At 66.0% G+C, this 25,845-nt stretch carries 20 protein-coding genes, 4 tRNA genes and 4 pseudogenes; 19 read left to right on the top strand and 9 right to left on the bottom strand.

Features of this window, described 5'->3' with window-relative positions:
* Positions 1-220: 220 nt before the first annotated feature.
* The 3 genes and pseudogenes from XAXN_RS17555 to XAXN_RS17545 all read left to right on the top strand — a co-directional run bounded on the left by XAXN_RS17555 (position 221) and on the right by XAXN_RS17545 (position 5,657).
* Positions 221-1,957: pseudogene (locus tag XAXN_RS17555) on the top strand (S8 family peptidase).
* A gap of 263 nt (positions 1,958-2,220) precedes the next feature.
* A pseudogene (locus XAXN_RS22575) lies at positions 2,221-3,611 on the top strand (S8 family peptidase); the annotation flags it as partial.
* A 348-nt stretch (positions 3,612-3,959) separates the two neighbouring features.
* Entirely contained in the window at positions 3,960-5,657 is a 1,698-nt protein-coding gene (locus XAXN_RS17545) for a S8 family peptidase (protein WP_054320498.1), read from the top strand.
* 193 nt (positions 5,658-5,850) lie between these two features.
* Here XAXN_RS17545 and ybaK read toward each other — a convergent pair.
* Both ybaK and XAXN_RS17535 read right to left on the bottom strand, forming a co-directional pair.
* Positions 5,851-6,320 (bottom strand): annotated as a pseudogene (ybaK, locus tag XAXN_RS17540) (Cys-tRNA(Pro) deacylase).
* A gap of 4 nt (positions 6,321-6,324) precedes the next feature.
* Positions 6,325-6,810 (bottom strand): asparaginase domain-containing protein, encoded by a 486-nt coding sequence (locus XAXN_RS17535; RefSeq protein ID WP_054320497.1) that lies wholly within the window; start codon positions 6,808-6,810, stop codon positions 6,325-6,327.
* A 262-nt stretch (positions 6,811-7,072) separates the two neighbouring features.
* On the opposite strand from XAXN_RS17535, the pseudogene XAXN_RS17530 reads away from it, so the two are divergent.
* A pseudogene (locus XAXN_RS17530) lies at positions 7,073-7,711 on the top strand (glycoside hydrolase family 30 beta sandwich domain-containing protein); the annotation flags it as partial.
* A 223-nt stretch (positions 7,712-7,934) separates the two neighbouring features.
* Here XAXN_RS17530 and XAXN_RS17525 read toward each other — a convergent pair.
* Positions 7,935-8,279 carry a DUF2069 domain-containing protein gene (locus XAXN_RS17525; RefSeq protein WP_054320496.1) on the bottom strand — a complete coding sequence of 115 codons (345 nt, stop codon included), beginning with the start codon at positions 8,277-8,279 and terminating at the stop codon, positions 7,935-7,937.
* Entirely contained in the window at positions 8,276-8,872 is a 597-nt protein-coding gene (gene wrbA, locus XAXN_RS17520; protein WP_042824915.1) for an NAD(P)H:quinone oxidoreductase, read from the bottom strand. Before wrbA ends, XAXN_RS17525 begins: the two co-directional genes overlap by 4 nt.
* Before the next feature lie 111 nt (positions 8,873-8,983).
* Here wrbA and XAXN_RS17515 point away from each other — a divergent pair, with 111 nt between their 5' ends.
* The 4 genes from XAXN_RS17515 (at position 8,984) to XAXN_RS17500 (ending at position 12,450) form a co-directional block, all read left to right on the top strand.
* Positions 8,984-10,261: a YihY family inner membrane protein gene (locus tag XAXN_RS17515; protein WP_054320495.1), complete on the top strand. Its 1,278-nt coding sequence runs from the start codon at positions 8,984-8,986 to the stop codon at positions 10,259-10,261.
* Positions 10,258-10,869: a TlpA family protein disulfide reductase gene (locus tag XAXN_RS17510; protein ID WP_054320494.1), complete on the top strand. Its 612-nt coding sequence runs from the start codon at positions 10,258-10,260 to the stop codon at positions 10,867-10,869. Before XAXN_RS17515 ends, XAXN_RS17510 begins: the two co-directional genes overlap by 4 nt.
* Entirely contained in the window at positions 10,869-11,135 is a 267-nt protein-coding gene (locus tag XAXN_RS17505) for an acylphosphatase (RefSeq protein WP_054320493.1), read from the top strand. The genes XAXN_RS17510 and XAXN_RS17505 overlap by 1 nt, the downstream gene beginning before the upstream one ends.
* Positions 11,136-11,220: 85 nt before the next feature.
* On the top strand, positions 11,221-12,450 hold the full coding sequence (locus tag XAXN_RS17500) for a hypothetical protein (RefSeq protein WP_054320492.1): 1,230 nt from the start codon (positions 11,221-11,223) through the stop codon (positions 12,448-12,450).
* Here XAXN_RS17500 and ppk2 read toward each other — a convergent pair.
* From ppk2 to hemA, 5 genes are all read right to left on the bottom strand, one after another.
* On the bottom strand, positions 12,432-13,214 hold the full coding sequence (gene ppk2, locus XAXN_RS17495; RefSeq protein WP_054320491.1) for a polyphosphate kinase 2: 783 nt from the start codon (positions 13,212-13,214) through the stop codon (positions 12,432-12,434). The two genes, XAXN_RS17500 and ppk2, sit on opposite strands and share 19 nt — an antisense overlap.
* Positions 13,215-13,246: 32 nt before the next feature.
* Positions 13,247-13,765, bottom strand: a complete 519-nt coding sequence (moaB, locus tag XAXN_RS17490; RefSeq protein WP_042823898.1) for a molybdenum cofactor biosynthesis protein B — start codon at positions 13,763-13,765, stop codon at positions 13,247-13,249.
* Between the two features lie 466 nt (positions 13,766-14,231).
* On the bottom strand, positions 14,232-15,926 hold the full coding sequence (locus XAXN_RS17485) for an O-linked N-acetylglucosamine transferase, SPINDLY family protein (RefSeq protein WP_054320490.1): 1,695 nt from the start codon (positions 15,924-15,926) through the stop codon (positions 14,232-14,234).
* Between the two features lie 8 nt (positions 15,927-15,934).
* Positions 15,935-17,020, bottom strand: a complete 1,086-nt coding sequence (prfA, locus tag XAXN_RS17480; protein ID WP_054320489.1) for a peptide chain release factor 1 — start codon at positions 17,018-17,020, stop codon at positions 15,935-15,937.
* Positions 16,998-18,296: a glutamyl-tRNA reductase gene (gene hemA / locus XAXN_RS17475; RefSeq protein ID WP_054320488.1), complete on the bottom strand. Its 1,299-nt coding sequence runs from the start codon at positions 18,294-18,296 to the stop codon at positions 16,998-17,000. Before hemA ends, prfA begins: the two co-directional genes overlap by 23 nt.
* 65 nt (positions 18,297-18,361) lie before the next feature.
* Between hemA and XAXN_RS17470 the strand changes: the two genes are divergently transcribed.
* The 11 genes from XAXN_RS17470 (at position 18,362) to XAXN_RS17420 (ending at position 25,779) form a co-directional block, all read left to right on the top strand.
* Positions 18,362-20,050, top strand: coding sequence for a tetratricopeptide repeat protein (locus XAXN_RS17470; protein WP_054320487.1), 1,689 nt, complete (start codon positions 18,362-18,364; stop codon positions 20,048-20,050).
* The gene (gene lolB / locus XAXN_RS17465; protein WP_054320486.1) at positions 20,047-20,700 is read left to right on the top strand and encodes a lipoprotein insertase outer membrane protein LolB; all 654 of its coding nucleotides are present in this window, start codon (positions 20,047-20,049) and stop codon (positions 20,698-20,700) included. The genes XAXN_RS17470 and lolB overlap by 4 nt, the downstream gene beginning before the upstream one ends.
* Positions 20,682-21,569 carry a 4-(cytidine 5'-diphospho)-2-C-methyl-D-erythritol kinase gene (ispE, locus tag XAXN_RS17460; RefSeq protein WP_054320485.1) on the top strand — a complete coding sequence of 296 codons (888 nt, stop codon included), beginning with the start codon at positions 20,682-20,684 and terminating at the stop codon, positions 21,567-21,569. The genes lolB and ispE overlap by 19 nt, the downstream gene beginning before the upstream one ends.
* 3 nt (positions 21,570-21,572) lie before the next feature.
* Positions 21,573-21,649: transfer RNA gene (locus tag XAXN_RS17455), tRNA-Gln, on the top strand.
* Between the two features lie 165 nt (positions 21,650-21,814).
* Positions 21,815-22,774, top strand: a complete 960-nt coding sequence (locus tag XAXN_RS17450) for a ribose-phosphate diphosphokinase (RefSeq protein ID WP_003486761.1) — start codon at positions 21,815-21,817, stop codon at positions 22,772-22,774.
* Positions 22,775-22,882: 108 nt separating this feature from the next.
* Positions 22,883-23,518, top strand: coding sequence for a 50S ribosomal protein L25/general stress protein Ctc (locus tag XAXN_RS17445; RefSeq protein WP_054320484.1), 636 nt, complete (start codon positions 22,883-22,885; stop codon positions 23,516-23,518).
* A 51-nt stretch (positions 23,519-23,569) separates the two neighbouring features.
* Positions 23,570-24,154: an aminoacyl-tRNA hydrolase gene (gene pth / locus XAXN_RS17440; RefSeq protein WP_054320483.1), complete on the top strand. Its 585-nt coding sequence runs from the start codon at positions 23,570-23,572 to the stop codon at positions 24,152-24,154.
* An 81-nt stretch (positions 24,155-24,235) separates the two neighbouring features.
* The gene (gene ychF, locus XAXN_RS17435) at positions 24,236-25,327 is read left to right on the top strand and encodes a redox-regulated ATPase YchF (protein WP_054320482.1); all 1,092 of its coding nucleotides are present in this window, start codon (positions 24,236-24,238) and stop codon (positions 25,325-25,327) included.
* Between the two features lie 154 nt (positions 25,328-25,481).
* Positions 25,482-25,567 (top strand) — tRNA-Tyr (locus tag XAXN_RS17430).
* A 29-nt stretch (positions 25,568-25,596) separates the two neighbouring features.
* Positions 25,597-25,670 (top strand) — tRNA-Gly (locus tag XAXN_RS17425).
* A gap of 33 nt (positions 25,671-25,703) precedes the next feature.
* Positions 25,704-25,779 (top strand) — tRNA-Thr (locus tag XAXN_RS17420).
* Positions 25,780-25,845: the final 66 nt, after the last annotated feature.

Raw genomic sequence — 25,845 nt, 5'->3', positions numbered from 1 at the left:
AAATCGGGGGGACGTCGCATGGGTCACGCGTGATTCAAATCACGCAATGACATTTTAATTTCGAAAATTACCGACTCCGCATTTTCCATCTCGGTTTCTCTTGGATAGGTTCGCTAAACGGATCGATAACAAGGCGGCGGTCCGGGGCACTGGGCCAGTCGCCATCGCGACGGTTTCGGAACTACCGCTTCGGCGGTTCTCTTGACTGGAAGGGAATTCGATGTCTAACGCGTCGTTTCGTCCGCGCCACCGAGCGCTCTGCATCCTGGGTACTTCGGCACTGACCTCGCTGCTGCTTGGCAACGCCGGCGTTCGCCGGCGATGTCTACCTGGGTGGCCTAGCTACAGCGCAGACCCACCAGAAGTTCATCGTGACCCACAAGGACGGCAGCAGCGCCCTGAGCAGCCCCAGTGTGTTGACGACCTCGTTGCGCACCGCTGCACGTGCGCTGCCGGCCAAGGCCGGCAAGCCGTTGGGTCTGAACAGTGTGCGTCGGCTAGCAGTGGGACCGGAGCTGGTTCAGGCCGACCGCGCGCTGGATCGCGCCGAAGCCGAAACCCTGATGCGCCAGCTGGCCGCCGACCCCAACGTGCAAAGCGTGGAAGTGGACCAGATGCTGTACCCCACGCTGACCCCCAACGACAGCCGCCTGTCCGAGCAGTGGGCCTTTGGCACCACCAACGCCGGGCTCAACATCCGCCCGGCCTGGGACAAGTCCACCAGTGCCAACGTCGTGGTTGCGGTGATCGACACCGGCATCGTCAGCCATCCCGACCTCGACGCCAACATCCTGCCCGGCTACGACTTCATCAGCGATGCCACCGCCGCGCGCGACGGCAATGGGCGCGACAACAATCCTGCCGACGAAGGCGACTGGAACTCGACCAGTGGATGCGCCACGTCCAATTCCAGCTGGCACGGGACTCATGTCGCCGGCACGGTGGCGGCGGTGACCAACACCTCCACCGGCGTGGCCGGCACCGCGTTCAACGCCAAGGTGGTGCCGGTCCGCGTGCTGGGCCGTTGCGGTGGTTCGCTGTCTGACATTGCCGATGCCATCATCTGGGCCTCCGGTGGCACCGTGAGCGGTGTGCCGGCCAATCCCAACGCGGCCGAAGTCATCAATATGTCGCTGGGCGGCGGTGGCACCTGTTCGTCCACGGTGCAGAGCGCTATCAACGGCGCAGTCTCACGCGGTACCACGGTGGTGGTGGCGGCCGGCAACAGTGCCGCCAACGTGTCCGGTTCGTTGCCGGCCAACTGCGCCAACGTGATCGCAGTGGCGGCCACGACCTCGGCCGGCGCCAAGGCCAGCTATTCCAACTACGGTAGCGGGATCGATGTTTCTGCGCCCGGGTCGGGCATCCTGTCCACGCTCAACAGCGGTACCACCACGCCGGGCAACGCCAGCTACGCTTCCTACAACGGCACCTCGATGGCGGCGCCCCATGTGGCCGGCGTTGTGGCCCTGGTGCAGTCGGTTGCGCCCACCACGTTGACGCCTGCCGCAGTGGAAACACTGCTGAAGAACACTGCGCGCGCCTTGCCGGGTGCGCCTGTTCGGGCGGTTGCGGTGCGGGCATCGTCGATGCCGATGCGGCAGTGACCGCGGCCATCGCCGGCAGCAGTGGCGGTGGTGGTGGCGGAACCGGCAACACGTTGACCAACGGCACGCCGGTGACCGGCCTCGGCGCGGCCACGGGCGCGGAGTTGAACTACACCATCACGGTGCCGGCCGGCAGCGGCACGCTGACGGTCACCACCAGCGGCGGCAGCGGCGATGCAGACCTGTACGTGCGGGCCGGCAGTGCGCCCACCGACACCGTCTACGCCTGCCGTCCGTATCTCGATGGCAATGCCGAAACCTGCAACATCACCTCGCCGTCGGGAACCTATTACGTGCGGATCAAGGCTTACAGCACGTTCTCCGGCGTCGCCCTGACCGCCAGCTACTAAACGCTGGATCGCTGCACGCGTTCCCTGGCATGACCGCCAGGGAACGCGCCTTCTTCGCTTCAAAACCCCATCAGCGATACCTCGCCCAGGTCTGCCGTTTCGGCAGGCGCAGGCGACGTGTTGCCGCTGGCCCGGAATGGACACCGGTCACTCGCTCCGACGGGCCTGGCGCCCGTGCAGTTTCCGGCTCCGAACCGCAGCGTGCGGCATAGGGCCGGCACTCTCGCCGCAGCTGCGGCACCTCTTCTAATAAGGAACGATCGATGTCCAATGTGTCGCAACGTCGTGCGCCTACGCGCGCGCTGGTAGTCCTGGGTGTTTCCGCGCTGACCTCGCTGCTGGCCGTGCCGGCGTTTGCCGGTCAGGTCAATCTGTCCGGGTTGGATTCGCAGCCGACCCTGGACCGCTTCATCGTCAAGTACAAAGACGGTTCCAATGCGGCGGTCAGCCCGACCTCGATGCGCGCATCGTTCAATTCCGTGGCCGGTGCGATGCCGGCACGCGCTTGCCGTGCGCTGGGCCTGAACCACGTACGCCGCACCGCGCTGGGTTCGGAAGTGCTCAAGACCGACCGGGGCCTGGACCGCGCCGACGCCGAAACGCTGATGCGCCGCATCGCCGCCGACCCCAGCGTGGACTATGTGGAAGTCGACCAGATCATGTACCCGGTGCTGACCCCGAACGACACGCGCCTGTCCGAACAGTGGGGGTTCGGTACCTCTTCCTCCAGCATCAACGTGCGCCCGGCCTGGGCCACCGCCACCGGCACCGGCGTGGTGGTGGCCGTGGTCGATACCGGCATTACCAGCCATCCGGACCTCAACGCCAACGTGCTGCCGGGTTACGACTTCATCAGTGATGCCACGCGTGCACGCGACAACAACGGCCGTGACAGCAATCCGGCCGACCAGGGCGACTGGACCACGGCCGGCCAGTGCGGCAGCGGTACGTCGGCTTCCAATTCCAGCTGGCACGGCACCCATGTGGCCGGTACCATCGCGGCAGTCACCAACAACAGCACCGGCGTGGCCGGCACCGCGTTCAATGCGCGCATCGTGCCGATCCGTGCGCTGGGTGCATGCGGTGGCGCGACCTCCGACATCGTCGATGCGATCGTGTGGGCGTCGGGCGGCAGCGTCTCCGGCGTGCCGGCCAATGCCAACCCGGCCGAAGTGATCAACATGTCGCTGGGCGGCAGCGGCAGCTGTTCGAGCAGTGACCAGAACGCGATCAACAGCGCGGTGTCGCGCGGCACCACCGTGATGGTGGTGGCGGCCGGCAACAGCAATGCCAACGTGGCCAACTTCACTCCGGCCAACTGCGCCAACGTGATTTCGGTGGCATCGATCACCTCGGCCGGCGCGCGTTCGAGCTTCTCCAACTACGGCACCGGCATCGATATCTCCGCGCCGGGTTCGGCAATCCTGTCGACCTTGAACAGCGGCACCACCACGCCGGGTTCGGCCAGCTACGCCAGCTATAACGGCACCTCGATGGCGGCCCCGCACGTGGCCGGCGTGGTGGCGCTGGTGCAGTCGGTCGCCAGCCGTCCGCTGACGCCTGCGGCGGTAGAGACGCTGCTGAGAACACCGCACGTCCGCTGCCGGGCGCCTGCTCGGGCGGCTGCGGCGCGGGCATCGTCAACGCGGCCGGCGGTCAGCCAGACCCGATAAACCTGCGCCGACGACCGCGATGCCGGCGGTGCGTCGGGCCTTTCCCGACGCCCGTGTCGGTGGTTTGAAACCTGCACTGCCCCGCTTTGCGCGGGGCAGTGTGCGTTCGGGCAACGGCAATTGCCGCACCGTCAGGCGGGGCCGCCAGCGATGGCTGAATGAAGCACGCGCCAGCACCGCATGGCCGCTTCAGCGCGCCCGCTGGCACGCCGATAGCCACCCCACGTGAGGCATGCACCATCTGCATGCACGCGCATCGGGCAAGCGCAGCGCAGTGGCGTTAGCGCATTGCCGACCGGGTTGCCAGATCCTTGGGGAGGGATGACGTCATGCCGTATCACTCAGTGGGCGCACTGCGCCGCGTTGCATTCGTCTGTGCGTTGTCATGCACGTTTCATGCCGCCGCTGGCGAAGTCAGTCTGCAAGGATTGAATTCCAGCGGCACCCATCAGCGCTTCATCGTCAGCTACAAGAACAGCGTCGGCAGCAGCCGGGCGACCGGGTTGTCTGCGCCATGGGGCGACATTGCGCGTGCCGTGCCGCAAGTGCGCGGGAAGGCGCTGGGCCTGTCGGCCACGCGCCGGCTCAGTGGCGGGCCGATGTTGCTGGTAGCCGACCGCAAGCTGGACCGCGTGGATTCGGAAAGCCTGATGCGGCGCCTGGCCGCCGACCCGGCGGTCAAACGCGTGGAAGTGGACATTCTGATGCGGCCACTGCTGGTTCCCAACGACCCGGGCGTGCCGCAGCAGTGGGCGATGGGCGCGACCGCCGCCAGCCTCAACATCCGTCCGGCCTGGGACCGTTCCACCGGCAAGGGCATCGTGGTGGCGGTGATCGACACCGGCATCACCAATCATCCGGACCTGGCAGCCAACGTGCTGCCCGGCTACGACTTCATCGTTGATCCGGCCACGGCGCGTGATGGCACTGCGCGCGATGCGAACGCCGCCGACCAAGGCGACTGGGCCGCAGCCAACGAATGCGGGCCTGGGGCGTCGGCATCCAATTCCAGTTGGCATGGCACGCATGTGGCCGGCATCGTGGCGGCGGTAGGCAACAACGCGGTGGGCGTGGTCGGTACCGCGTTCAACGCCAAGATCCTGCCGTTGCGGGTGTTGGGCCGCTGCGGCGGCTACATGTCCGATATCGCCGATGCGATCGTGTGGGCGTCCGGCGGCAAGGTCGACGGCGTGCCGGCCAACCCGAATCCGGCCACGGTGATCAATCTGTCGTTGGGCGGTGCGGGCACCTGCTCGGCGACGTTGAACAACGCCATCGCCGCAGCCGTCACGCGCGGCAGTGCAGTGGTCGTGGCCGCCGGCAACAGCAATCTGGACGTCTCCACCAGTGTGCCGGCCAATTGCGCCAACGTCATCGCCGTGGCGGCCACCACCTCGGCCGGCGCCAAGGCCAGCTTCTCCAACTTTGGTAAGGGCGTGGATATCGCCGCGCCCGGGCAATCGATCGTGTCCACGCTCAATACCGGGACCACGGCACCGGGCAACGCGGCATATGCGGTGTATAGCGGCACCTCGATGGCGGCGCCGCACGTGGCTGGCGTGGTGGCGCTGATGCAGTCGGTGGCCTTGAATCCGCTGACGCCGGCAGCGGTGAAAGCCCTGCTCAAGGCCAGCGCACGGCCCATGCCGGTCGCTTGCACGCAGGGGTGCGGGGCAGGGCTGGTGAATGCCGATGGCGCGGTGGCGGCGGTGATCGAGTCGACCATCTTGGCCAGGAATGTGGCACGCACCGGGCTGAGCGCAGCGCTCTCCGATTCGCTGTATTACCAGGTCAATGTGCCGGCCGGCACACGTTCGCTCAAAGTCGCGCTCGCCGGTGGCAGCGGCAATGCCGACCTTTCGTTACGGGCTGGAGCGTTACCGACCGACACCGCGTACAGCTGCCGCAGCATGTTGCCGGGCAATGGCGACAGTTGCACGCTGGCCGCGCCGGCTGCGGGCGTCTATTACGTGCGCCTGAAGGCAACGCTGGGCTTTTCCGGAGTGAGCCTCACTGCAGCGTATTGAGTGATTCCGACGTGGTGCTGCTGCCGTGCCGAAAGACGTGGCATGGTGCCACAGTGGCGCATGCGTGCAGTGCGGAAGACATCGGTGGAAGATCGACATGACGCGGGCGATCCACCGAGAGGCATCGGGCGAGTGGAGTCCCAAACCCGTAACGCGCATGCCAGTTGACACGCGCGGCATCGCGTTGACGCACTCACTCGCACAGCGCGCAAGCGCGTGCGGCGAGCGCATGCACCAGCTGGGTGCCGGGCAATTCCAGCAGCAGCCCACGCTGGCCGGCGTTGATCCACAGCGCCGGTGCGTCCAACGCCGTCATTTCGACCAGCACCGGCGCCTGCCGTTGCTGCCCGAGCGGATACCGCCGACCTTGTAACCGGTGCGCCGTTCGGCATCGGCCACGTCCATCATGCGTGCCGACTTGCCGCCGTAGGCGCTGGCCAGTTTCTTCAACGACATCCGGCGGTCGCATGGAATCACCACGCACACCGCCTTGTCGTCGACCCATGCCATCAGCGTCTTCAACACGGTATGCGGCTGCAGGCCCAACGCATGTGCCGCTTGCAATCCCTTCGCATCGGCATCGGCCTGGTAGTCGTAAGGATGCAATACGTAACCCACGTCGGCCGCGTCCAGTGCCTTGGTGGTGCGGGTGGCCTTGCTCATGCACTCAGACCGATTCGAAGCGGTTGGCGGCCACGTTCTTGCGCACCTTTTGCGGATTCCAGATGCGGCCGTTCATGGCGATATACACGCCTGCCGGTAGCGATTGCACTGCACCGACGGCGCAACCGATATTGAATTCGGCATCCGAGCCGCGAAAGCGCGCCGGATTCAACGCACCGGTCATCACGATGGTCTTGTCGGCGATCGTCTGCAGCACCTTGCCGGTGTCCACCATCGAATCGGTGCCGTGGGTCATCAGCACGTGGCGGGTGGGCTGGGCGGCGATGGTGGCGCGGATCAGTTCGCGGTCGGCATCGGTGATGTGCAGCGAATCCTTGCGGATGATCGGAATCACCGAAAAACGAAACGTCACGCCCAGTTCTTTCAGAATCTGACCGATCTGCGGGTCGCCGATCTGGTAGTCCGATTTATCGTCGAAGTAGATCTTGTCGATCGTGCCACCGGTGGTGACGATCAGGAGGTCTTCCATTGCTGCGGATCCTGTAGGGCGAACGCGGGGCAGGCCGCGCGCGGGCCGCCATGATACCGCCCGGGCAGGAGGCTGGCAGTAAGGTAGCGATCGCAATAAACGAGAGTGGTCGAGACTTGCGCTTGGTTGCCTAAGGTGTGGCGGCGCTGCATCCGATTGAGATGCCTTGGCGCAGTCGTACGCCGATACGAGGAAGGGTGACTGCACGTTCGAGGCGCAGCGATCGTTGTGCACGCTGCGCGCATCCCCGCCCACGTACCGCGTCGGCGAGTCGGTGGGGTTCAACTTCTCCATCACCGACCCGGTCCTCAACAACGCCACTGCCAATCAGGCCACCTCCATCGTGGCAGGCCATCTGTAAGGCGCAAAGCCGCGCGACTATGCCTTGGCGCGCAGCAAGGGCAAGCAGGCGTGGATGACCGAGCATTACACCGACAACACCGATGGCAACGCGTGGCCGTCGGCATTGGGTGTGGCCAGTGAGTTGCACGCCAGCATGGTGGCCAATTTCAATGCCTACATCTGGTGGTACATCCGGCGCAGCTATGGGTTGATCAGCGAAAACGGCGCAGTGAGCAAGCGCGGCTACGCGATGGCGCAATTCGCACGCTTCGTGCGGCCTGGCTCGGTGCGCATCGGCGCCACCGAGCACCCGTATTCCGATGTCTCCGTCATCGTCTACCGCACACCGGAGGACAAGCTGGTGTTGGTGGCGGTCAACACCGGCACCGGCCATCAGCGGCTGGATCTGACGCTACCGTCCGGCGCTGCCGCGCAATTCGCCCAATACACTACCTCAAGCACGCTCAATGTGGGGTTCGGCGGCAACTACAGCGTGGTCAACGGCAAGACCTCGTTGTATGTCGATCCGCAGAGCGTGACCACGCTGGTCGGGAACTGACAGCGGCAACCGAAACGCCGTAAGTCTTCGTCAGGTGGCGTGGACGGCGCGCAGGGGCTGGAGTGGAGGCGTGTGCATGCCACCCTGCGCACCGGCCGCGTCTGCCTGACGACAATCGACGTTGGTCGAGTGGCTGCTCCGGGCGCCTGCGGCTGACCACCTCAACCGGCCGCATGCCCATCTGCATCGCGCAGCTGCGCACGCGGTTTGTTCGACTCGCCGATCAACGTGGCGGGCGCTTCTTGCTCAAGCGCGCCGCCATGCCGGGGCCGCCGACCAGGCCCACGACTGACAGGGCGAGCAGCAGTTCCAGCCACGCCATTCCACGTGCCTGCGGTTGGCTCCAGGCGGCCATGACGCCGTGGCTGAACCAGCCCAGCGCGAACACGCCGGCCCAGAACCGTGCACGCGCGCTGCGCACGGCCAGCACACCGGTCAGCGCAGCCGGCAGCACGAACACGATGAGCGCGGCCAGTGGGCGCGGGTCGTCGTGAAACCACACCGCAAGCAACGCCGCCAGCGCCAGCAACGCGGCGCTCAGTAGCCAATGCACCGCGCGCGCGCTCACGGGTTGGCCAGCCGCCGCGCGATATCGGCCACCCGGCGGCCCAGCGCACGCGCCAGCAGCGCTTCGTCTTCGCTCGGCTGCGGGTCGCCGCCAGCGCCGGAGACGTGGCTGGCGCCATAGGGCGTGCCGCCACTGGTGGTGTGGCTGAGTGCCGCTTCGGTAAACGGAATCCCCACGATCAGGCAACCGTGATGCAGCAGCGGCAGGTGCATCGACAGCAGGGTGGATTCCTGTCCGCCATGCATCGAGGCGGTGGAGGTGAACACGCCGGCCGGTTTGCCGGCCAGGGTGCCACTGGCCCATTCGGCGCCCAGGCTGTCGAGGAAATGCTTCATCGGTGCGGCCATGTTGCCGAAGCGGGTGGGGCTGCCCAGCAGCAGGCCGCTGCACTCGGCCAGATCGGTACGGTCTACATAAGGCGCGCCTTCGTCCGGGACCGGCGGGGCGCTGGTCTGGGTGACCGCAGCCACCGGTGGGACGGTGCGCAGCCGCGCGTTCATGCCCGGCACTTCGCCGATGCCGCGTGCAATCTGCCGCGCCAGCCGCGCCACCGAACCGCCCCGGCTGTAATACAGCACCAGAATCTCCGCCATCGTGTCGTTGCCGCCTGTGTGAGTTGCCACAGTATCGGCCAAGCGGCCGGCCTGCTGAACGCCGCAGCTGCGGCAAGGCCGCGATGACGGCGCATCGGGTACTCTTGCGCGATGTCGCGTGTGAACACACTCCACCAATGGAAAGAACGTCTGCGCGACCGCGCGCGGACGGTGAGTTTCGGGCGCTTTCTGTGGCGCCGCTTCCTCGACGACCGGCTGTTCCAGGCCGCCGCCTCGTTGGCGTACACCACCGTGTTCGCGCTGGTGCCACTGGCCATCGTGGTGTTTGGCGTGCTGTCGGCGTTTCCGGCCTTCAACGAGTGGAAGGACGCGCTGACCGACTTCATCTTCAACAACTTCGTACCCGGCGCCGCACGCTCGGTGCAGAACTATCTCAACCGCTCGCTGGAAGACCTGGGCAAGTTCACCGTGGCCGGTATGGTCGCGCTGGTGGCCTCGCTGCTGATCACCCTGCACAGCATCGAACAGACCTTCAACAGCATCTGGCGGGTCGCTGCCGCGCGCCCCAAGGTGACGCGCTTCCTGATCTACTGGACGGTGCTGACCCTGGGCACGATGCTGGCCGCTGCCTCCATGGCGATGGCCGCCTACGTGTTCGCGCTGCCGCTGTTCCGCACCACCGAGGGCCAGTGGCTGGCCGAATTCGCCTGGCGCTTGGCGCCGATGGCGGTGGAGTTCGTCTGCATCGTGCTGATCTACCGCGTGGTGCCGCAGCACTTGGTGCGGCTGCGGCATGCGCTGCCGGGCGCGCTGCTGGCGGTGATCCTGATGGAAATCGTCAAATGGGGGTTCGGCTTTTACCTGGGTAATTTCCAGACCTACCAACGCATCTACGGCGCGCTGTCGGCACTGCCGATCCTGCTGTTATGGATCTACCTGAGTTGGGTGTCGGTGCTGCTGGGCGCCTCGCTGGCCTCGTCGATGTCCGCCTTCCGGTACCAGCCCGAGGCCATGCGGCTGCCGCCGGGCTTCGAGATTTACGGCCTGCTGCGTCTGCTCGGCCGGTTTCGCCAGGCGCGCATGCATGGCGATGGCCTGGACGAAGACCGTATCCTGACGCTGGAGCCGATGCTCACCGACACGCTGATGCAGGAACTGCTGTGCGAACTCAAGCGCATCCGCCTGCTGCGTCGCGATGAGCGCGGGCAGTGGCTGCTGGCGCGCGATCTGGATGTGGTGCCGCTGGCCGAACTCTACGAAAATTGCCAGCTGCGCGTGCCGATCGAAGATCGCCCATTGCCCTGCCGCGACGATGCCTACGGCCACGCCGCCGCCGCGGCGCTGGAACAGCTGCGCCAACCCTTGCGCAGCGTGCTGGCGCAGCCGGTCGGCGACCTTTACATCCATCTTCCCGGAGATCCTCCATGACCGTGCGTCTTGTCCGCAGCGCCTGTGCGCTGCTGTTGCCACTGCTGGTGCTGACCGCTTGCAAGCCCGCCAGAGAGGGCACTCCCGCTGCCGGCAACGGTGCTGCGCCCGCCGCCACGCCCCAGGCGCCGACGGCGCCAGCCACGCCCGCCGACCCGGCTGCACCGCCCAACAGCTCGGTGGTGCAGCAGACCGCCCAGATGCACAAGCTCTCGCTGCCGACCGTGACCGGCGCGACCTACGATCTGGCCGCGCACCGCGGCAAATGGGTGGTGGTGAATGTCTGGGCCACCTGGTGCGCGCCGTGCCTGAAGGAAATGCCCGAACTGTCGGCGCTGCACACCATGCGCGATACCGTGGAGGTGGTCGGTCTGGCCTACGAAGACATCACCGGCGCGGACATGCAGGCGTTCTTGAAGGACCACCCGGTGTCGTACCCGATCGCGATCCTTGACCCATACCAGCCGCCACAGGACTTCGCCACCCCGCGCGTCCTGCCGATGACCTACCTCATCGGCCCGGACGGCGAGGTTGCCAAGCAATTCCTCGGCCCGGTGACCGCACGCGATATCGAAGCGGCCGTCGGCATCACCGGCAAGGCGGGCTGATGCAGGCGGCGCGTTTTGTGGTGAGCGGGGTGGTGCAGGCCGTGGGGTACCGCGCGGCCACCCGTCAACGCGCGGCCGCACTCGGCCTGGTCGGGCATGCCCGCAACCAGGCCGACGGCAGCGTGGAAGTGGTCGCCGCCGGTCGCGCGGCGTCGTTGGACGCCTTGGAAGCCTGGCTATGGCAGGGCCCGCCGGCCGCCACGGTCGCGGCGGTCACGCGCACGGCCTGCGCTGTTCCGCCGACTGAAGACTTTTTAACTGGCTGAGCGTGCGCCACTGAAGCGGGGCAACAGAGTTGGGTTGCCTCGCCGATAACCTTGTCAACGCGATCAGGCGTGCACGGGGAATGTAATGGCCGCTCCATCTCAAGACCGCAACGACGGGCACGACCTGCCCGCGCATCGCCGCAACCGCCAGATGGCGCAGCTGGCGCCGTGGCTGTATCTCGGTGTTCTGCTGGGCAGCGGCTGGTTGTTGTTTCTGCACCCGCAAACCCGTGTGCTGCAGCCCGAACAGGCGTCAGCCAGCTGGCTGCTGGCGTGGATCTTCGGCGGCATCATCGTCGGCGCGGTGATCTGGAGCCTGCGTCTGGCACGCCAGGGGCTGGGTCAGCCCTCGGCAAGCTACCCGCTGTCGGCGCGCCTGCCCGATTCGTGGGCCGATGCCTACGCCGCACTCCTGCGCCCGGCCACCGCAACTCCGGTTGACGCGGCCAGGCCGGACCCGGCCGGCGCCCAGCGTGGCGCAGCCTGGCACCGCTTCGGCGGCGGCATGCTCAGTGCGGAAACTTTCGACCCCAACGACGCCAACCGCGCGCCGTGGGACGGGCTGGATGCGCAGTCCTGCATCGTGCGCCTGGACGATGCACGCCAGGCCTGGCACAAGGCCGCCGCCAACCGCACGCTGCAGCAGGAACGCCGCTACTGGCTGGATGTGGTGCTGTCGCTGCTCGACCACGGTGTGATGCGCCCGCTGCAGGACGGCTATCTGCCCGACACCGCCGCGCTGCGCACCGAACGTTTTCTGCTGGGCGCCGATGCCGGCCCGATCGTGCTGTCCGAGGTGCCGGCGTTGTTCGCACGGCGTCTGGCATTGGCCATCGAGGCCATGCCGACCGGCCAGCGCGAAGCCGCTGGCGTGCAATGGCGTCTGCTGCAGCAACTGCATGCACTGGTCGCCGAAGGGCGCATGCTGGACGAGCGCTCGCAGGTGATCCAGGTGCTGGCATGGAACCCGGATGTGGACCTGGACCAGGTCGAAGTGGCCTACATCCTGGCCGCCGAATACCGCGAAGGCATGCGCGACTGGCTGCGCCGTGCCGCGCTGGTGCGCCTGCCCGATAGCGCGTTGCGCCTGGACGAAGTGCTGCTGTCGTCCTGCAGCCCGCTCGGGGCGCAGGCCGACGATGTGGACTACATGGAAGCGATGCGTCCGCTGCACCGCGGTTTGATGCAATTGTTCAGTCAGCGCCTGAGCCAACTGGTGCTGCAGGCCGAGCAGGCCGAACGTCAGGCCGGCCTGCACCCGCTACCGCGTGCCACGGCGGCCAGCGACGAAGTCTCTCAGGACTGGGCGGCGTAATCGTCGATCGGTTCCAGCACGCCGTAGCGTTCCTTGTGCAGCTTGCCGGGCAATGGCGGCAGCTGCACCAACGCATCGGGCACCGCGGTGTCCGGTAGCCGGTCCAGCAGATCGCGGATCAGGCTCAGGCGGCCACGTTTCTGGTCGTTGAAATCCACCAGCGTCCACGGTGCATCGGGCGTATGCGTCGCCTCCAGCATGCGTTCGCGCGCGGCGGTGTAGTCGTCGTACCTGGTGCGTGATTGCAGATCCACCGGCGACAGCTTCCAGCCCTTGAGCGGGTCTTCGCGGCGTTCGGCAAAGCGCTTTTCCTGCTCGGCCTGGTCCACGCACAACCAGTACTTGAACAACAGGATACCGTCGTCGACCAGCATCTGTTCGAAGCGTGGCGCCTGCTCCAGAAACAGGTCGTATTGCGCGTCGGTGCAATAGCCCATCACCTTCTCGACACCGGCGCGGTTGTACCAGCTGCGGTCCATCAGCACCAATTCCCCGGCCGCCGGCAGGTGCGTGACATAGCGCTGGAAATACCACTGCGTGCTTTCGCGGTCGTTGGGTTTGGGCAGCGCCACCACGCGACACTGGCGTGGGTTGAGGTGGCTGGCGATGGCCTGGATCACGCCGCCCTTGCCGGCGGTGTCGCGCCCTTCCACCAGCACCAGGGCGCGCTGGTTGGTGTGGCGCAACCAGCGCGCCATGTCCACCAGCTCCAATTGCATTGGCGCCAGCAACTTTTTGTAAGCCTTGCGTTTCAGCTGCGACATGCGCGTTCCAGCAACGGTGGAAAGCGCGCAGGCTATTCGCCTAGGCGTGGACGCAATGTCGCCAGATTGCAGGGCTTGGTGCGCGCATCCAGCTGCGCGCGCACGATTTTTCCCCAGGCCGTGCGGCAGGCCGAGGTGGAGCCGGGCAGGCAGAACACGAAGCTGTGATTGGCCAGCCCGGCAAACGCGCGCGACTGCAGCGAGGAGGTGCCGATTTCTTCCACGCTGATCGCGCGGAACATCTCGCCGAAGCCAGGCATGACCTTGTCCAGCAACGGGGTGATCGCTTCCGGGGTGCTGTCGCGACCCGTAAAGCCGGTGCCACCGGTGATCAGGATCCCATCCACCTGCGCATCGGCAATCCAGCCCGACACGATCGCACGCATGCGGTAACGGTCGTCCGGGCATAGTGCACGTTCGTGCAGGATGTGGCCTTCATGGGTGAGGGCATCGGCCAGGTAATCGCCGGAGCGGTCGTCGGCCAGGGTGCGGCTGTCGGACACGGTCAGCACGCACAGGCGCAGGGGAATGAATTCGGGAATGGAAGGCATGCGTGCAGCCTAGCGAGCGTGGACGGCCGGGTACAGCGTCATGGTGTGAAGTTGCGCAGAGCGCGTGACTACCGGGCATCGACCGACGCGTCGCTCTTGGCCCCTCTCCCTGCGGGAGTCCGGGTGGAGTGAGGGTACGGCTGCCAGGAGTGTTGCAGTTGCCGCACCCTCATCCGGCGCTACGCGCCGCCTTCTCCCCCGCATGAAGGTGGGCAATGTCCCGACGGGAGACGGCACTACAGCATCGATGCTTGTTCGCAGCGCGTGGCGGCGCCTCCCACCACTCATCTCACGCAACACGTGCTTGCTGCATCCAACGACCGAGCCCAGAGGCGGCTAGCAAAACGACTGGGGGCGCCAGATGGTGCGGCCGATGTTCGGAGACGGCACCTATCACTCCTCGTACACTCCAGCTTCGGCGCACCGCATGCCCGATTAGCGACTGCTCGCTACAGCTGGCAGCGCTCTAAAGCCCCAGCCATCCACTGCGCTGAGCAACATCGCGCAACAACGCAGCCAGATCATCCGCAAACCCGTCCATATCGAAAAGGCCGCTGCGCAGGCGTTGCTCCGCCAACCGCGCGCGCACGCCACGCAATGCCTCTGCATCGCTCGCCAGCTCGATCACCTTGGCCACAAACGCAGTGTCATCGACCACATTCATGTCATCCAGCCCGAGCTGATGATTCAGGCTGCCGGCCACACGCGCGGCAAACGTCTGGCCAGGTGTGGTCAACACGGGGCAACCTGCCCATAACGCATCGGAGGCGGTGGTGTGCGCGTTGTACGGGTGCGTATCCAAAAACAGATCCGCATGTCGATAGCGCGCCAGATACTGCGGATGCGGCAGTTTTGGCATGAAGACCAAACGCTGCGCATCCACGCCTTGTGCCTGCGCTGCTGCGCGCAATCGCGCGTCGGCCTGGCCCGGGCCAGACAGCAGCCACAGCACGCTGCCGGGCACCGCGCGCAACACTGCCAGCATGCGTGCCATGCTGCGTGGATTGAGCTTGTAACTGTTGTTGAAGCAGCACAGCACCACCGCATGCTCCGGCAGCCCGCACTGCACGCGCGATGGCGGTTCGGCCACCGTGCGCGAGGTGTCCGATGGCTGGAAGGCGCGCGGTAGGCGCAGCACCTGTTCGCTGTAGAACGGCTCCAGCGACGTCGGCAGCGCAACGGCATCGCCAAGCACATAATCCATCCACGGCGCGCCCGAGGTGCCCGGATACGCCAGCCAGTTGAGCTGTACCGGTGCCGGCCGCAATGCGAAGACTTCCGGTCGTCCGCCACCGCCCCAGCCACGCAGATCGAACAACAGATCGATGCCCTGGTCGCGGATATGGTGCGCAGTGGCCAGATGCCCCAGCGCAGTGACATCGTGCATGCGCGTTGCCTGCGCCAGGCGCGCACGAATCTCGCTGCCATCGTCCGGGGTGGTTGCAAACAGCTGCACCTGCAGGTCCGGTTGGCGTCGCTGCAACGCTTCGAACAAGGCCACCGTCAGCAAGCCCGTCGGGTGCGCACCAAAGCCGTTGGACACGAATCCAAGTTGCAGCGCGCCGCGGCTGCGTACCGCTGCCACTGGCAGCGGGCGCACGGAGGAGGCAATGACCTGCGCACGGGTACGGGCGCACGCCAGTTGCTCCGCAGCGCTGGCGTCCTTGCTGAGGAACGCGAAAGGCTCCACTGCTGCCTGACCTTGCGTCACCGCAGTGCGCACTTGCGCAGCCAGCGATTCCAGCTCGCGCCAATCGCACAAGCGGCGTCGCCAGTTGAGCAGTTGCGCGGTGATGGAGGGCTCGTCGGGCAGTAGCCGATGGGCGCGCGTATAGGCGGCCGCGGCCTGTTCCGGTTGGCCTGCATCTTCGAGCGCGTGTCCAAGCCACAGGGCAATCCCCGGATGCTGCGGTACCAGGTCAGAGGCCTGCTGGAGCAGCGTGGCGGCTTCAGCATGGCGCTGTTGCGCCCAGCGCACTCGGCCCAGCCGCGCGACCGCTTCCGGATGGCCCGGATGCAGCGCCAGCGCGCGCTGCACGGCTGTTTCGCCGGCAGCGGTGACGCCCATGCCCAGCTCGGCATCGGCCAGCATCAACCAGGCGACGAAATCCCCCGGCTGGCGTCGTACTTGCTCGCGCAGCTGCAGCAGCTCGCGCGGCACTTGCGCACTTACGGGCTGTCGCTCAACCGTGCCAGTTCGTCGGCCTGATGCTCATGCAGCAGCCGTGCGATCAATGCATCCAGATCGCCTTCGATGATGTTGGGCAGGTCGTACAGGGTCAGCCCTTCGACGCGATGGTCGGTGATGCGACCCTGCGGAAAACTGTAGGTACGGATGCGCTGGCTGCGGTCGCCGCTGCCCACCTGCAACTTGCGCGTCTGCGCTTCGGCCGCTGCCGCCTTGCTGCGTTCGGTGTCCAGCAACTGCGCCTTCAACCGCTTCATCGCCTTGTCGCGATTGGCATGCTGGCTGCGCTCGGTCTGGCATTCCACCACCACCCCGCTGGGTACGTGGGTAATGCGGATCGCCGATTCGGTCTTGTTGACGTGCTGGCCGCCCGCACCGGACGAGCGAAAGGTATCCACCTTCAGATCGGCCGGATTGATCGTGATCTCTTCCACGTCGTCGGCTTCGGGAATGATCGCCACCGTGGCGGCCGAGGTATGGATGCGGCCCTGCGATTCGGTTGCCGGTACGCGTTGCACGCGATGGGTGCCGGATTCGAACTTCAGGCGCGAATACGCACCGCGCCCGACCACCCGCGCCACCACTTCCTTGTAGCCGCCGTGCTCGCCGGGGCTGTCGGATTCGATTTCCACCTTCCAGCCCTGGCGCTCGGCGTAGCGTGCGTACATGCGGAACAGGTCGCCGGCAAAGATCGCCGCTTCGTCACCGCCAGTGCCGGCGCGCACTTCCAGGAACAGGTTGCCGTCGTCGCGCGGGTCGCGCGGTACCAGCAGCGAAGCCAGTTGTGCATCCAGTTGTTCCAGGCGCGCCTGTGCAGCGGCGATTTCCTCTTCGGCCAGCTCGCGCATCTCCGGGTCGTTGCGCAGGGCTTCGGCCGTGGCTAGGTCGGCCTTGGCGCGCGCCTCCTGTTCCAGCGCCACCGCGATCGGCTCCAGTTGCGACAGTTCGCGCGAGAGCGTACGGAACTTGTCGTTGTTGCCCACCACATCGGGGTCGGAGAGCAGGTGCTGCAGTTCTTCGCGGCGCTCGGCCAGCGCTTCGAGCTTACGGCGCAGGGTCGGCGTCATCGGTCCTCACGATCGGGGTAGCTATGGGGGGATGTTGGTAACCTGGCTTTTCCGGAAACAGCCGGTCGGCCGCAGTGGTCAATTCCAGGTCGTTGTTGAGCGCCGCATCGCGCAGTGCGGCCGTGGGCGGATGCAGCAAGCGGTTGGTCAGCGCATGCGCCAACTGTTCCAGCACTTCGTCGGCCGGTTTGCCGTTGTGCAACTGCTGGCGTGCCTTGGCCAGCAGTTCGTCGCGGGTGCGATCGCCAAACGCGCGCAGCCGCTTGAGCGGTGCCTGGCGCGCAGTGGCCTGCAGTGTTTCGACATAGCGCGCCACTTGCAGGTCGATGATGGCTTCGGCCTGGTCGGCGGCTTCGCGGCGTCCGCGGCGGTTGTCTTCGACCGCGCGTTCCAGGTCGTCCACCGTGTACAGGTAGGCGTCGCTCAACTCGCCCACCGAGGCCTCGATATCACGCGGCACCGCCAGGTCGAACAGCAGCATCGGTTTGCGCTTGCGTGCGCGCAACGCCTGTTCCACCTGTGCGCGGGTCACCAGCGGCTCGCGCGCCGCGGTGGCCGAAAACACCACGTCGGCCTCGGCCAGGTGGCGTTCCAGATCGGTCAGCGGCAAGGCGAAACCGCCGTGCTGGCTGGCCAGTGTCTGTGCATGGGCCAGGGTGCGGTTGGCGATCAGCAGGCGGCGCACGCGGCCTTCGCTCAGATGCTTGGCAGCCAGTTCGATGGTTTCGCCGGCACCGATCAATAACACCGTCGATTCGTTGAGCCGGGCAAAGGATTCCTGCGCCAGCCGCACCGCCGTGGATGCGACCGACACCGGGTTGGCGCCGACACGGGTATCGGTCCGCGCGCGCTTGGCGACCGAAAAGGTCTGTTGGAACAGCCGGTCCAACCCGCTGCCCAGCGCGCCGTGCGCCCGCGCCACCGCCCAGGCGTCCTTCACCTGGCCCAGGATCTGCGGCTCGCCCAACACCATCGAATCCAGCCCGGTGGCGACGCGGAACAGGTGACGCACCGCCTCGGCTTCCTGGTGCTGGTACAGATAACCGCTTAGCCCGGGCGCATGCGTTTCCAGCCAGTTGACCAGGCTGTGCGCCTCGTCGGCCATCGCATACAACTCGGTACGATTGCAGGTGGACAGCAGCGCGGCCTCGCTCACCTGCGGCAGCGCACGCAACGATTCGAGGGCGCGCGGCAGCGCATCACCTGCGAACGCCGCGCATTCGCGCAGGTCCACAGGTGCGGTCTGGTGATTCAGTCCGAGCACCCACAACGTCATTGTTCAGTTGCTTGCGATAAGCTGGCGGCCATTCAGGGCCCCATTTTACGGCCCGGTTGCCCCCGATGCCTGTACCGATTCGCATCCTGTGTGTTCTTCTGCTGGTCGCAGTCTCCGCCAGTGCCACCGCAGCACCCAAGAAAGCACCGCCGGCGCCGCCCAGCAGCAGTGCGGGCGCCTCGTCGCTGGAACCCGTGCTGGCTGGCGAATTCGCCTTGCAGGCCGGGCAGTTGGACGATGCCGCGCGTGCCTACCTGGACGCCGCCAAGGCCGAAGCCGGCGATGCCGGGCTGGCCGAGCGCGCCGCCCGCATCGCCATGCTGGCCAACGACGACCCGCGCGCGATCGAAGCGCTGGCGCTGTGGCGCGCTCGCGCGCCTTCGTCGATGTCCATGCGCAGCACCGAGGCCTCGCTGGCCCTGCGCCGCAACGACCTGCGCACTGCGCGCCGCGATTTGCTCGGCCTGCTCAAGGAACCCGACCCGCGTGGCTGGCGCTTTGCATTGATTGCCCTGGCCAACGGCGGCCGCGAGCCGGAAGCCTCCGCCGACGTGCTTGAGGACCTGGTCAAGGCCGGCGCCATCCCGAATCAGATCGAAGCCTGGCAGGAATTCGGCCGGCTCGCGCTGCGCATGGAGCGCCCCGCGCTGGCCAAGCGCATCGTCGACGAGGTGGTACGCCGCTTCCCTGAAGAGCCGCGCGTGGCCTTGCTGCACGCCACCCAGTTGCAGCAGGAAGGCAAGAACGACGAAGCGCTGGCGCTGCTGAAGAACATCGAACCGCAGGCGGTCAAGGACTCCGAGTTGCGCGGCGCGCTAGCCTTCGCCTACGACGCCATGGGCCAGACCGAAGCTGCTGCACGCGTGCTTTCGACCGGGCCGCAGGACACCCAGACCTATGGCTTGCGTGCCTCGATGCTGGCCAAGGAGAAAGACCGCAGCTCGCTGGAGGCGCTGTACGCCGAGCTCAAGAGCAACGCCACCAAGCCCGATCCGGACCGCCGTCTGCTGCTGGGCAAGATCGCCGAGTTCCTAAAGCGCTACGACGAGGCGGTGGAGTGGTATCGCGGCGTGCCGGGTGGTCCACAACTCAGCGAGGCACGTCTGCGCGCCGCCAGTGCCTTGTACGAGCTGGGCCGCAAGCCCGAAGCGCTTGCCGAAGCCCGCGCCCTGCAGGGCGACGCCAGCGCCGACGATGACGCGCGCCGCGACGCCTACGTGCTCGAAGCCGAGCTGCATCAGCGGGCCGACGATGCACCGGGCGAACTGGACGCGTTCGAACGTGGCCTGGCCGCCTACCCGGACGATAGCGCGTTGCTGTATGCCCGCGGGCTGGCCTGGGAGCGGCGCGACGATGTCCCGCGTGCCGAGGCCGATCTGCGCAAGATACTGGTGACCGAACCGGAAAACGTCGCGGCCCTGAACGCGCTGGGCTACACCCTGGCCGACCGCACCACTCGCTACAAGGAAGCGTTGGCGCTGATCGACCGTGCCCGCACCGCCGACCCGGACAACCCGGCCATTGTCGACAGTTATGGCTGGGTGCTGTACCGGATGGGCCGCACCAAGGAAGCGCTGGTGCAGCTGCGCCGCGCCTGGGCGCTGGTCAAGGATCCGGAAATCGCGGCCCACGTGGGCGAAGTGCTGTGGGTCAGCGGCAAGCAGGACGAAGCGCGTTGCTACTTCGATGAAGCCCGCCGTCTCGACCCGGACAACCGTGCGCTGCAGCGCGCCGTGGAAAAGTTCGGGCTATGAGCAAGGTGGTTCGAACGCTGGCCCTGGGCGGGCTGGTGCTGGTCGGCCTGTCGGCCTGCGTCAGCGTGCCGCGCGGGCAGGGCAGTGGGGCGGCAGTGGTCGATCATGTCTCCGACAGCGCGCGCCAGGCGGAAGCCGCTCGCCAGACCTGGTTGCAGGCGCATCCCAACTGGTCCTTCCAGGGTCGGGTGGCGATCAGCAAGGACCGCAATGGTGGCAGCGGGCGCATCGACTGGCAGCAGGACGGCCCGCGCTACCGCGTGCAACTCAGTGCGCCGGTCACCCGGCAAAGCTGGGTGCTCACCGGTGACACCACCAGCGGCGCCGGCCGGCTGGAAGGGCTGGACGGCGGTCCGCGCAGTGGCCCCGATGCCGAGCAGGTGCTGCTGGAAGCAACCGGCTGGACCATCCCGGTCAACCAGATGCCGGACTGGGTGCGCGCGCTGCGCATCGCCGATGCGGGTGCCGCACGCGTTGACCTGGATGCCAACGGGCGCCCGCGCACCGTGCAGCAGGACGGCTGGACGATCGAATTTTTGGCCTGGACGCCGGCCGGCGCCGGCCAGCCCGAGCTGCCGCAGCGGATCGAAGCCCGCAACGGCGAAGCAAAGGTGCGCCTGTTGGTCGACCAATGGACCGTAGCGCCCTGATGGACGCGCCGGGAAGCGATTGGTCGGCTTGGCCTGCGCCGGCCAAGCTGAATTTGTTCCTGCAGATCACCGGGCGCCGCGCCGACGGCTACCACCTGCTGCAGACCGTGTTCCGGCTGCTGGACTGGGGGGACACCGTTCATCTTCGTGTGCGTCGCGACGGCCAGATCCGCCGCATCGGCGAGAGTTTGCCAGGCGTGACCGAAGACGATGACCTGGTGGTCCGCGCCGCGCGCCTGCTGCAATCGGCAACCAACGCCCGGGCGGGCGCGGAGATTCGGGTCGACAAACGCATCCCCGCCGGCGGCGGCTTCGGGGGCGGCTCCTCGGACGCGGCAACCGTGCTGGTGGCGCTCAATGCCTTATGGGGCCTGCGTCTGGCGGCTGATGCGCTGGCCGAGCTGGGCCTGCAGCTCGGCGCAGACGTGCCGGTCTTCGTGCGCGGCCGCAATGCCTGGGCCGAAGGCGTGGGCGAACAACTGACCCCGATTTCCCTCCCGAAGGCGTCCTATCTGCTGGTCTATCCCGGCGTTCACGTGCCGACGCCAGCGTTATTTCGATCACAGGAATTGACGCGGGATGCTGCGCCCGTGAAAATAGCGGACTTCGCTTCCGGTTCTCTGCTCGACAATGCGTTCGAGCCGGTCCTGCGGCGCCGCGAACCCGCCGTCGAGGCCGTGTTCCAGGCACTGTCCAGGGTCGGTACACCGCGTTTGACCGGGTCGGGAAGTGGTTGCTTCGTCGAATTCGCCACGCGCGCCGCTGCAGAGCAGGCGTTGGTGCAGTTGCCGGGCAGCCTGCGGGCGTGGGTGGTGGAGGGTGCAGCGCACTCGCCGTTGCTTGACGCGCTGGACGCGACACAGGTTTGATGCAGGGGCGTCGCCAAGAGGCCCAAGGCACCAGGTTTTGATCCTGGCATTCGTAGGTTCGAATCCTACCGCCCCTGCCAGTTTGTCGAGAAAGGCAGGTCCGCCTGCACCAGGTTTCACTGCAGATCCTTCTGCAACACCTCGCGCATCCTTGCGCGGGGATCGAACGAAAGCCCGGCATTGGTTCGGCTTTGTCCTGCTCCACCATCAATCCGCACGCTCTTCGCCGCCGCCCGAGAGATCTCATGCAAGACCAACGTAATCTGCTGGTGTTCTCCGGCAATGCCAACAAGCCGCTTGCCCAGAGCATCTGCAAGGAACTGGGCGTTCGCATGGGCAAGGCGTTGGTCACGCGCTTTTCCGATGGCGAAGTGCAGGTGGAGATCGAAGAGAGCGTGCGCCGGCAGGAAGTGTTCGTCATCCAGCCGACCTGCGCGCCGAGTGCCGAAAACCTGATGGAACTGCTGGTGCTGATCGACGCGCTCAAGCGCGCCAGCGCCCAGTCGGTGACCGCGGTGATCCCGTATTTCGGTTATTCGCGCCAGGACCGTCGCATGCGCTCCTCGCGAGTGCCGATCACCGCCAAAGTCGCCGCCAAGATGATCTGCGCGATGGAAGCCGACCGCGTGCTGACGGTCGATTTGCATGCCGACCAGATCCAGGGCTTCTTCGATGTGCCGGTGGACAACGTCTATGCCTCGCCGCTGCTGCTTGCCGATATCTGGCGCGCCTACGGCACCGACAACCTGATCGTGGTATCGCCGGACGTGGGCGGTGTGGTGCGCGCGCGCGCCGTCGCCAAGCGTCTGGATGATGCAGATCTGGCCATCATCGACAAGCGCCGTCCGCGCGCCAACGTCGCCACCGTGATGAACATCATCGGCGACGTGCAGGGCAAGACCTGCGTGCTGGTCGACGATCTGGTCGACACCGCCGGTACCTTGTGCGCCGCTGCCGCAGCCCTGAAGCAGCGCGGCGCGCTCAAGGTCGTGGCCTACATCACTCACCCGGTGCTGTCGGGCCCGGCGGTGGACAACATCAACAATTCGCAGCTCGACGAGCTGGTGGTCACCGACACGATTCCGCTGAGCGAAGCGGCGCGCACCTGCGCCAAGATTCGTCAGTTGAGCGTGGCCGAACTACTGGCCGAGACCATCCGCCGTATCGCCTTCGGCGAATCGGTCAGCTCGCTCTACGTCGACTGATGCCCCATTCGGTGCCCGGAGTTCCGGGCGCCGCCACACGTCTCACCTGGTCGCGGGTGAGACGCTCCATCGCCGCGAGGCGGTGTTCCAACTAGGTAGTGAAATCCAATGGCAAAGACTCATGAAATCAAGGTCGAACGCCGCGCTGACGAGGGGAAGGGTGCGAGCCGCCGCCTGCGTCACGCTGGCGTCATTCCGGCCATCGTGTACGGCGGCGAACTCGAGCCGGTCAGTATCCAGCTCAACCACGAGCAGGTCTGGCTCGCCCAGCAGAACCAGTGGTTCTACTCGTCCATCCTGGACCTGAACCTCAATGGCGACGTGCAGCAGGTGCTGCTGCGTGACATGCAGCGCCATCCGTTCAAGCAGCTGATCATGCACATCGACTTCCAGCGCGTCAGCGCCAACGAGAAGCTCAGTGCTGCCGTGCCGCTGCACTTCACCAACGAAGCATCTTCGCCGGCCGGCAAGTCGAGCGAAGTGGTCGTCACCCACGAGCTCAACGAAGTCCAGGTGGTCTGCCTGCCGAAGGACCTGCCGGAGTTCATCGAAGTGGACCTCGCTGCACTGGAAGTGGGCAACGTGATCCACCTGTCCGAAATCAAGCTGCCGGCCGGTGTTGAAATTCCGGAGCTGAAGCTGGGCAAGGAGCACGACGTGGCAGTGGTTGCTGCCAAGCACGTGCAGATCGAAGAAGACGACGCTGCCGGCGAAGAAGGCAGCGAAGGCGCCGAGACCAAGTAATCTGTCGGCCGATCCCCTGCCTTGCGCGCGGGATCGGCTGCGGTCACCGGCATGTCTGCACTCCGTCTGATCGTCGGGCTCGGCAATCCGGGTCCGGAACACGCGCAAACCCGGCATAACGCCGGGTTTCGTTTCGTCGATGCCCTCGTCGAGCGCAGTGGCGCCCGCTGGGCATTGGACAGCAAGTTATTTGGCGAGACCGCCAAGGTCGAGATCGCCGGGCAGCCGGTCTGGCTGCTCAAGCCGGCCACCTTCATGAATCTCAGCGGCAAGTCGATCGCCGCCGCCTTGCGGTTCTGGAAGATCGAGCCGGAACAGCTGCTCGTCGCCCATGACGAACTGGATCTGGCGCCCGGTACGGCGCGGCTCAAGTTCGACGGCGGTCACGGCGGGCAGAACGGCTTGCGCGACACCATTCGCCTGCTCGGGCACGGCAAATTTCACCGTCTACGCGTTGGCATCGGTCATCCCGGTCACAAGGACCGCGTGGTGCCCTGGGTGCTGGGGCGGGCAGGGCGCGGGGACGATGCGGCGATCGGTGCTGCGGTGGACGCCGCCATCGATGTGTTGCCGCTGGCGATGGAAGGCAATTTCAACGAAGCGATGAAACGCCTGCATACAAGCAGGGATGCGTGATTGGGGATTGGGGATTCGCAATCATGTGGCATGACGAATCTCCAATCCCGAATCCCAAATCCCAAATCCCGGATGTGACCCATGGGTATCAAATGCGGCATCGTCGGCCTGCCCAACGTCGGCAAGTCGACCCTGTTCAATGCGCTGACCAAGGCCGGCATCGCTGCGGCCAACTTCCCGTTCTGCACCATCGAGCCGAACGTCGGCATCGTGCCAGTGCCCGATCCGCGCCTCAGCCAGCTGGCTGACATCGTCAAGCCGCAAAAGCTGATTCCTACGGCGGTCGAGTTCGTCGATATCGCCGGCCTGGTGGCCGGTGCGGCGAGCGGCGAAGGTCTGGGCAACAAGTTCCTGGCGCACATCCGCGAAGTCGATGCGATCACCCACGTGGTGCGTTGCTTCGAGAACGACGACGTCATCCACGTCAACAACAAGGTCGACCCGATCGCCGATATCGAAACCATCGATACCGAGCTGGCGCTGGCTGATCTGGATAGCGTGGAGAAGGCTCTCAACCGTGCCGAACGCAGCGCAAAAGGCGGCGACAAGGATGCAGCGGCGCGCAAGCCGGTGCTGGCCAAGTTGCAGGCTGCGCTGGCAGACGGCAAGGCGGGTCGTGCCGCCGGTCTGGACGATGAAGAAAAGGCGCTGGTGCGCGATCTGTTCCTGCTGACGCTCAAGCCGGTGCTGTACATCGCCAACGTGCTGGAAGACGGCTTTGAGAACAATCCGCACCTGGATGCGGTGCGCGCACATGTGGCTGCCGAAGGTGCGGAAGTGGTACCGGTCTCGGCGGCCATCGAAGAAGAGCTGTCGCAGCTGGACGATGCCGATCGCGACAGCTTCCTTGCCGATCTCGGCTTGGAAGAGCCGGGCTTGAATCGCGTCATCCGTGCGGCTTACACGCTGTTGGGCCTGCAGACCTATTTCACCGCAGGCGTCAAGGAAGTGCGCGCCTGGACGGTCAAGGCCGGTTCGACGGCGCCGCAGGCTGCTGCCGTGATCCATACCGATTTCGAAAAGGGCTTTATCCGTGCCGAAACGATCGGCTTTGACGACTTCATCAAGTACCGCGGCGAAGCCGGTGCCCGCGATGCCGGGCGTCTGCGTCTGGAAGGCAAGGAATACCGCGTCCAGGAAGGCGATGTGCTGCACTTCCGCTTCAACGTGTGATCGGCTGTGCGTGGCAACTGACGCTGTGCATCGTTGATAGTGAAGAATTGCTCAAAATTGTTGTTGACACTGCATGCGTTCCACAACAAAATCACGGGCTGCTTCACCCCGAACCGAATTCGCCTCGCGGTGCACAGGTCCGGTAGTAAAAGCTGGAGGGATACCCAAGCGGCCAACGGGGGCAGACTGTAAATCTGCTGGCTTACGCCTTCGGTGGTTCGAATCCACCTCCCTCCACCAGTTTCACGTTGTGGCATGCAGTTCCCGGCGCGGGAGTAGTTCAACGGTAGAACCTCAGCCTTCCAAGCTGATGGTGCGGGTTCGATTCCCGTCTCCCGCTCCATTGAACGCAAATGCATGGCATAATGCAAAACTCGCTCACGTAGCTCAGTCGGTAGAGCACCTCCTTGGTAAGGAGGAGGTCGAAGGTTCGATTCCTTTCGTGAGCACCATTACTCAATCGTCTTCAACTCCAAACGATTACCGAGACACGCACCCATGGCAAAAGCTAAATTCGA

This window comes from Xanthomonas axonopodis, assembly GCF_001304695.1.
Lineage (GTDB): Bacteria > Pseudomonadota > Gammaproteobacteria > Xanthomonadales > Xanthomonadaceae > Xanthomonas > Xanthomonas axonopodis.
This window is presented reverse-complemented; position numbering and strand designations above follow the sequence as displayed.

What these genes read in the sequence shown, in the direction of transcription:
- XAXN_RS17510 (WP_054320494.1), top strand. Translation starts at nt 10,258, where the DNA reads ATGACCGTGCGTCTTGTCCGCAGCGCCTGTGCGCTGCTGTTGCCACTG.
- XAXN_RS17450 (WP_003486761.1), top strand. Translation starts at nt 21,815, where the DNA reads ATGCAAGACCAACGTAATCTGCTGGTGTTCTCCGGCAATGCCAACAAG.
- XAXN_RS17500 (WP_054320492.1), top strand. Translation starts at nt 11,221, where the DNA reads ATGGCCGCTCCATCTCAAGACCGCAACGACGGGCACGACCTGCCCGCG.
- prfA (WP_054320489.1), bottom strand. Translation starts at nt 17,020, where the DNA reads ATGACGCCGACCCTGCGCCGTAAGCTCGAAGCGCTGGCCGAGCGCCGC.
- moaB (WP_042823898.1), bottom strand. Translation starts at nt 13,765, where the DNA reads ATGCCTTCCATTCCCGAATTCATTCCCCTGCGCCTGTGCGTGCTGACC.
- hemA (WP_054320488.1), bottom strand. Translation starts at nt 18,296, where the DNA reads ATGACGTTGTGGGTGCTCGGACTGAATCACCAGACCGCACCTGTGGAC.
- XAXN_RS17505 (WP_054320493.1), top strand. Translation starts at nt 10,869, where the DNA reads ATGCAGGCGGCGCGTTTTGTGGTGAGCGGGGTGGTGCAGGCCGTGGGG.
- XAXN_RS17515 (WP_054320495.1), top strand. Translation starts at nt 8,984, where the DNA reads ATGTCGCGTGTGAACACACTCCACCAATGGAAAGAACGTCTGCGCGAC.
- lolB (WP_054320486.1), top strand. Translation starts at nt 20,047, where the DNA reads ATGAGCAAGGTGGTTCGAACGCTGGCCCTGGGCGGGCTGGTGCTGGTC.
- wrbA (WP_042824915.1), bottom strand. Translation starts at nt 8,872, where the DNA reads ATGGCGGAGATTCTGGTGCTGTATTACAGCCGGGGCGGTTCGGTGGCG.
- ychF (WP_054320482.1), top strand. Translation starts at nt 24,236, where the DNA reads ATGGGTATCAAATGCGGCATCGTCGGCCTGCCCAACGTCGGCAAGTCG.
- XAXN_RS17445 (WP_054320484.1), top strand. Translation starts at nt 22,883, where the DNA reads ATGGCAAAGACTCATGAAATCAAGGTCGAACGCCGCGCTGACGAGGGG.
- XAXN_RS17470 (WP_054320487.1), top strand. Translation starts at nt 18,362, where the DNA reads ATGCCTGTACCGATTCGCATCCTGTGTGTTCTTCTGCTGGTCGCAGTC.
- XAXN_RS17545 (WP_054320498.1), top strand. Translation starts at nt 3,960, where the DNA reads ATGCCGTATCACTCAGTGGGCGCACTGCGCCGCGTTGCATTCGTCTGT.
- ppk2 (WP_054320491.1), bottom strand. Translation starts at nt 13,214, where the DNA reads ATGTCGCAGCTGAAACGCAAGGCTTACAAAAAGTTGCTGGCGCCAATG.
- XAXN_RS17535 (WP_054320497.1), bottom strand. Translation starts at nt 6,810, where the DNA reads ATGGAAGACCTCCTGATCGTCACCACCGGTGGCACGATCGACAAGATC.
- pth (WP_054320483.1), top strand. Translation starts at nt 23,570, where the DNA reads ATGTCTGCACTCCGTCTGATCGTCGGGCTCGGCAATCCGGGTCCGGAA.
- ispE (WP_054320485.1), top strand. Translation starts at nt 20,682, where the DNA reads ATGGACCGTAGCGCCCTGATGGACGCGCCGGGAAGCGATTGGTCGGCT.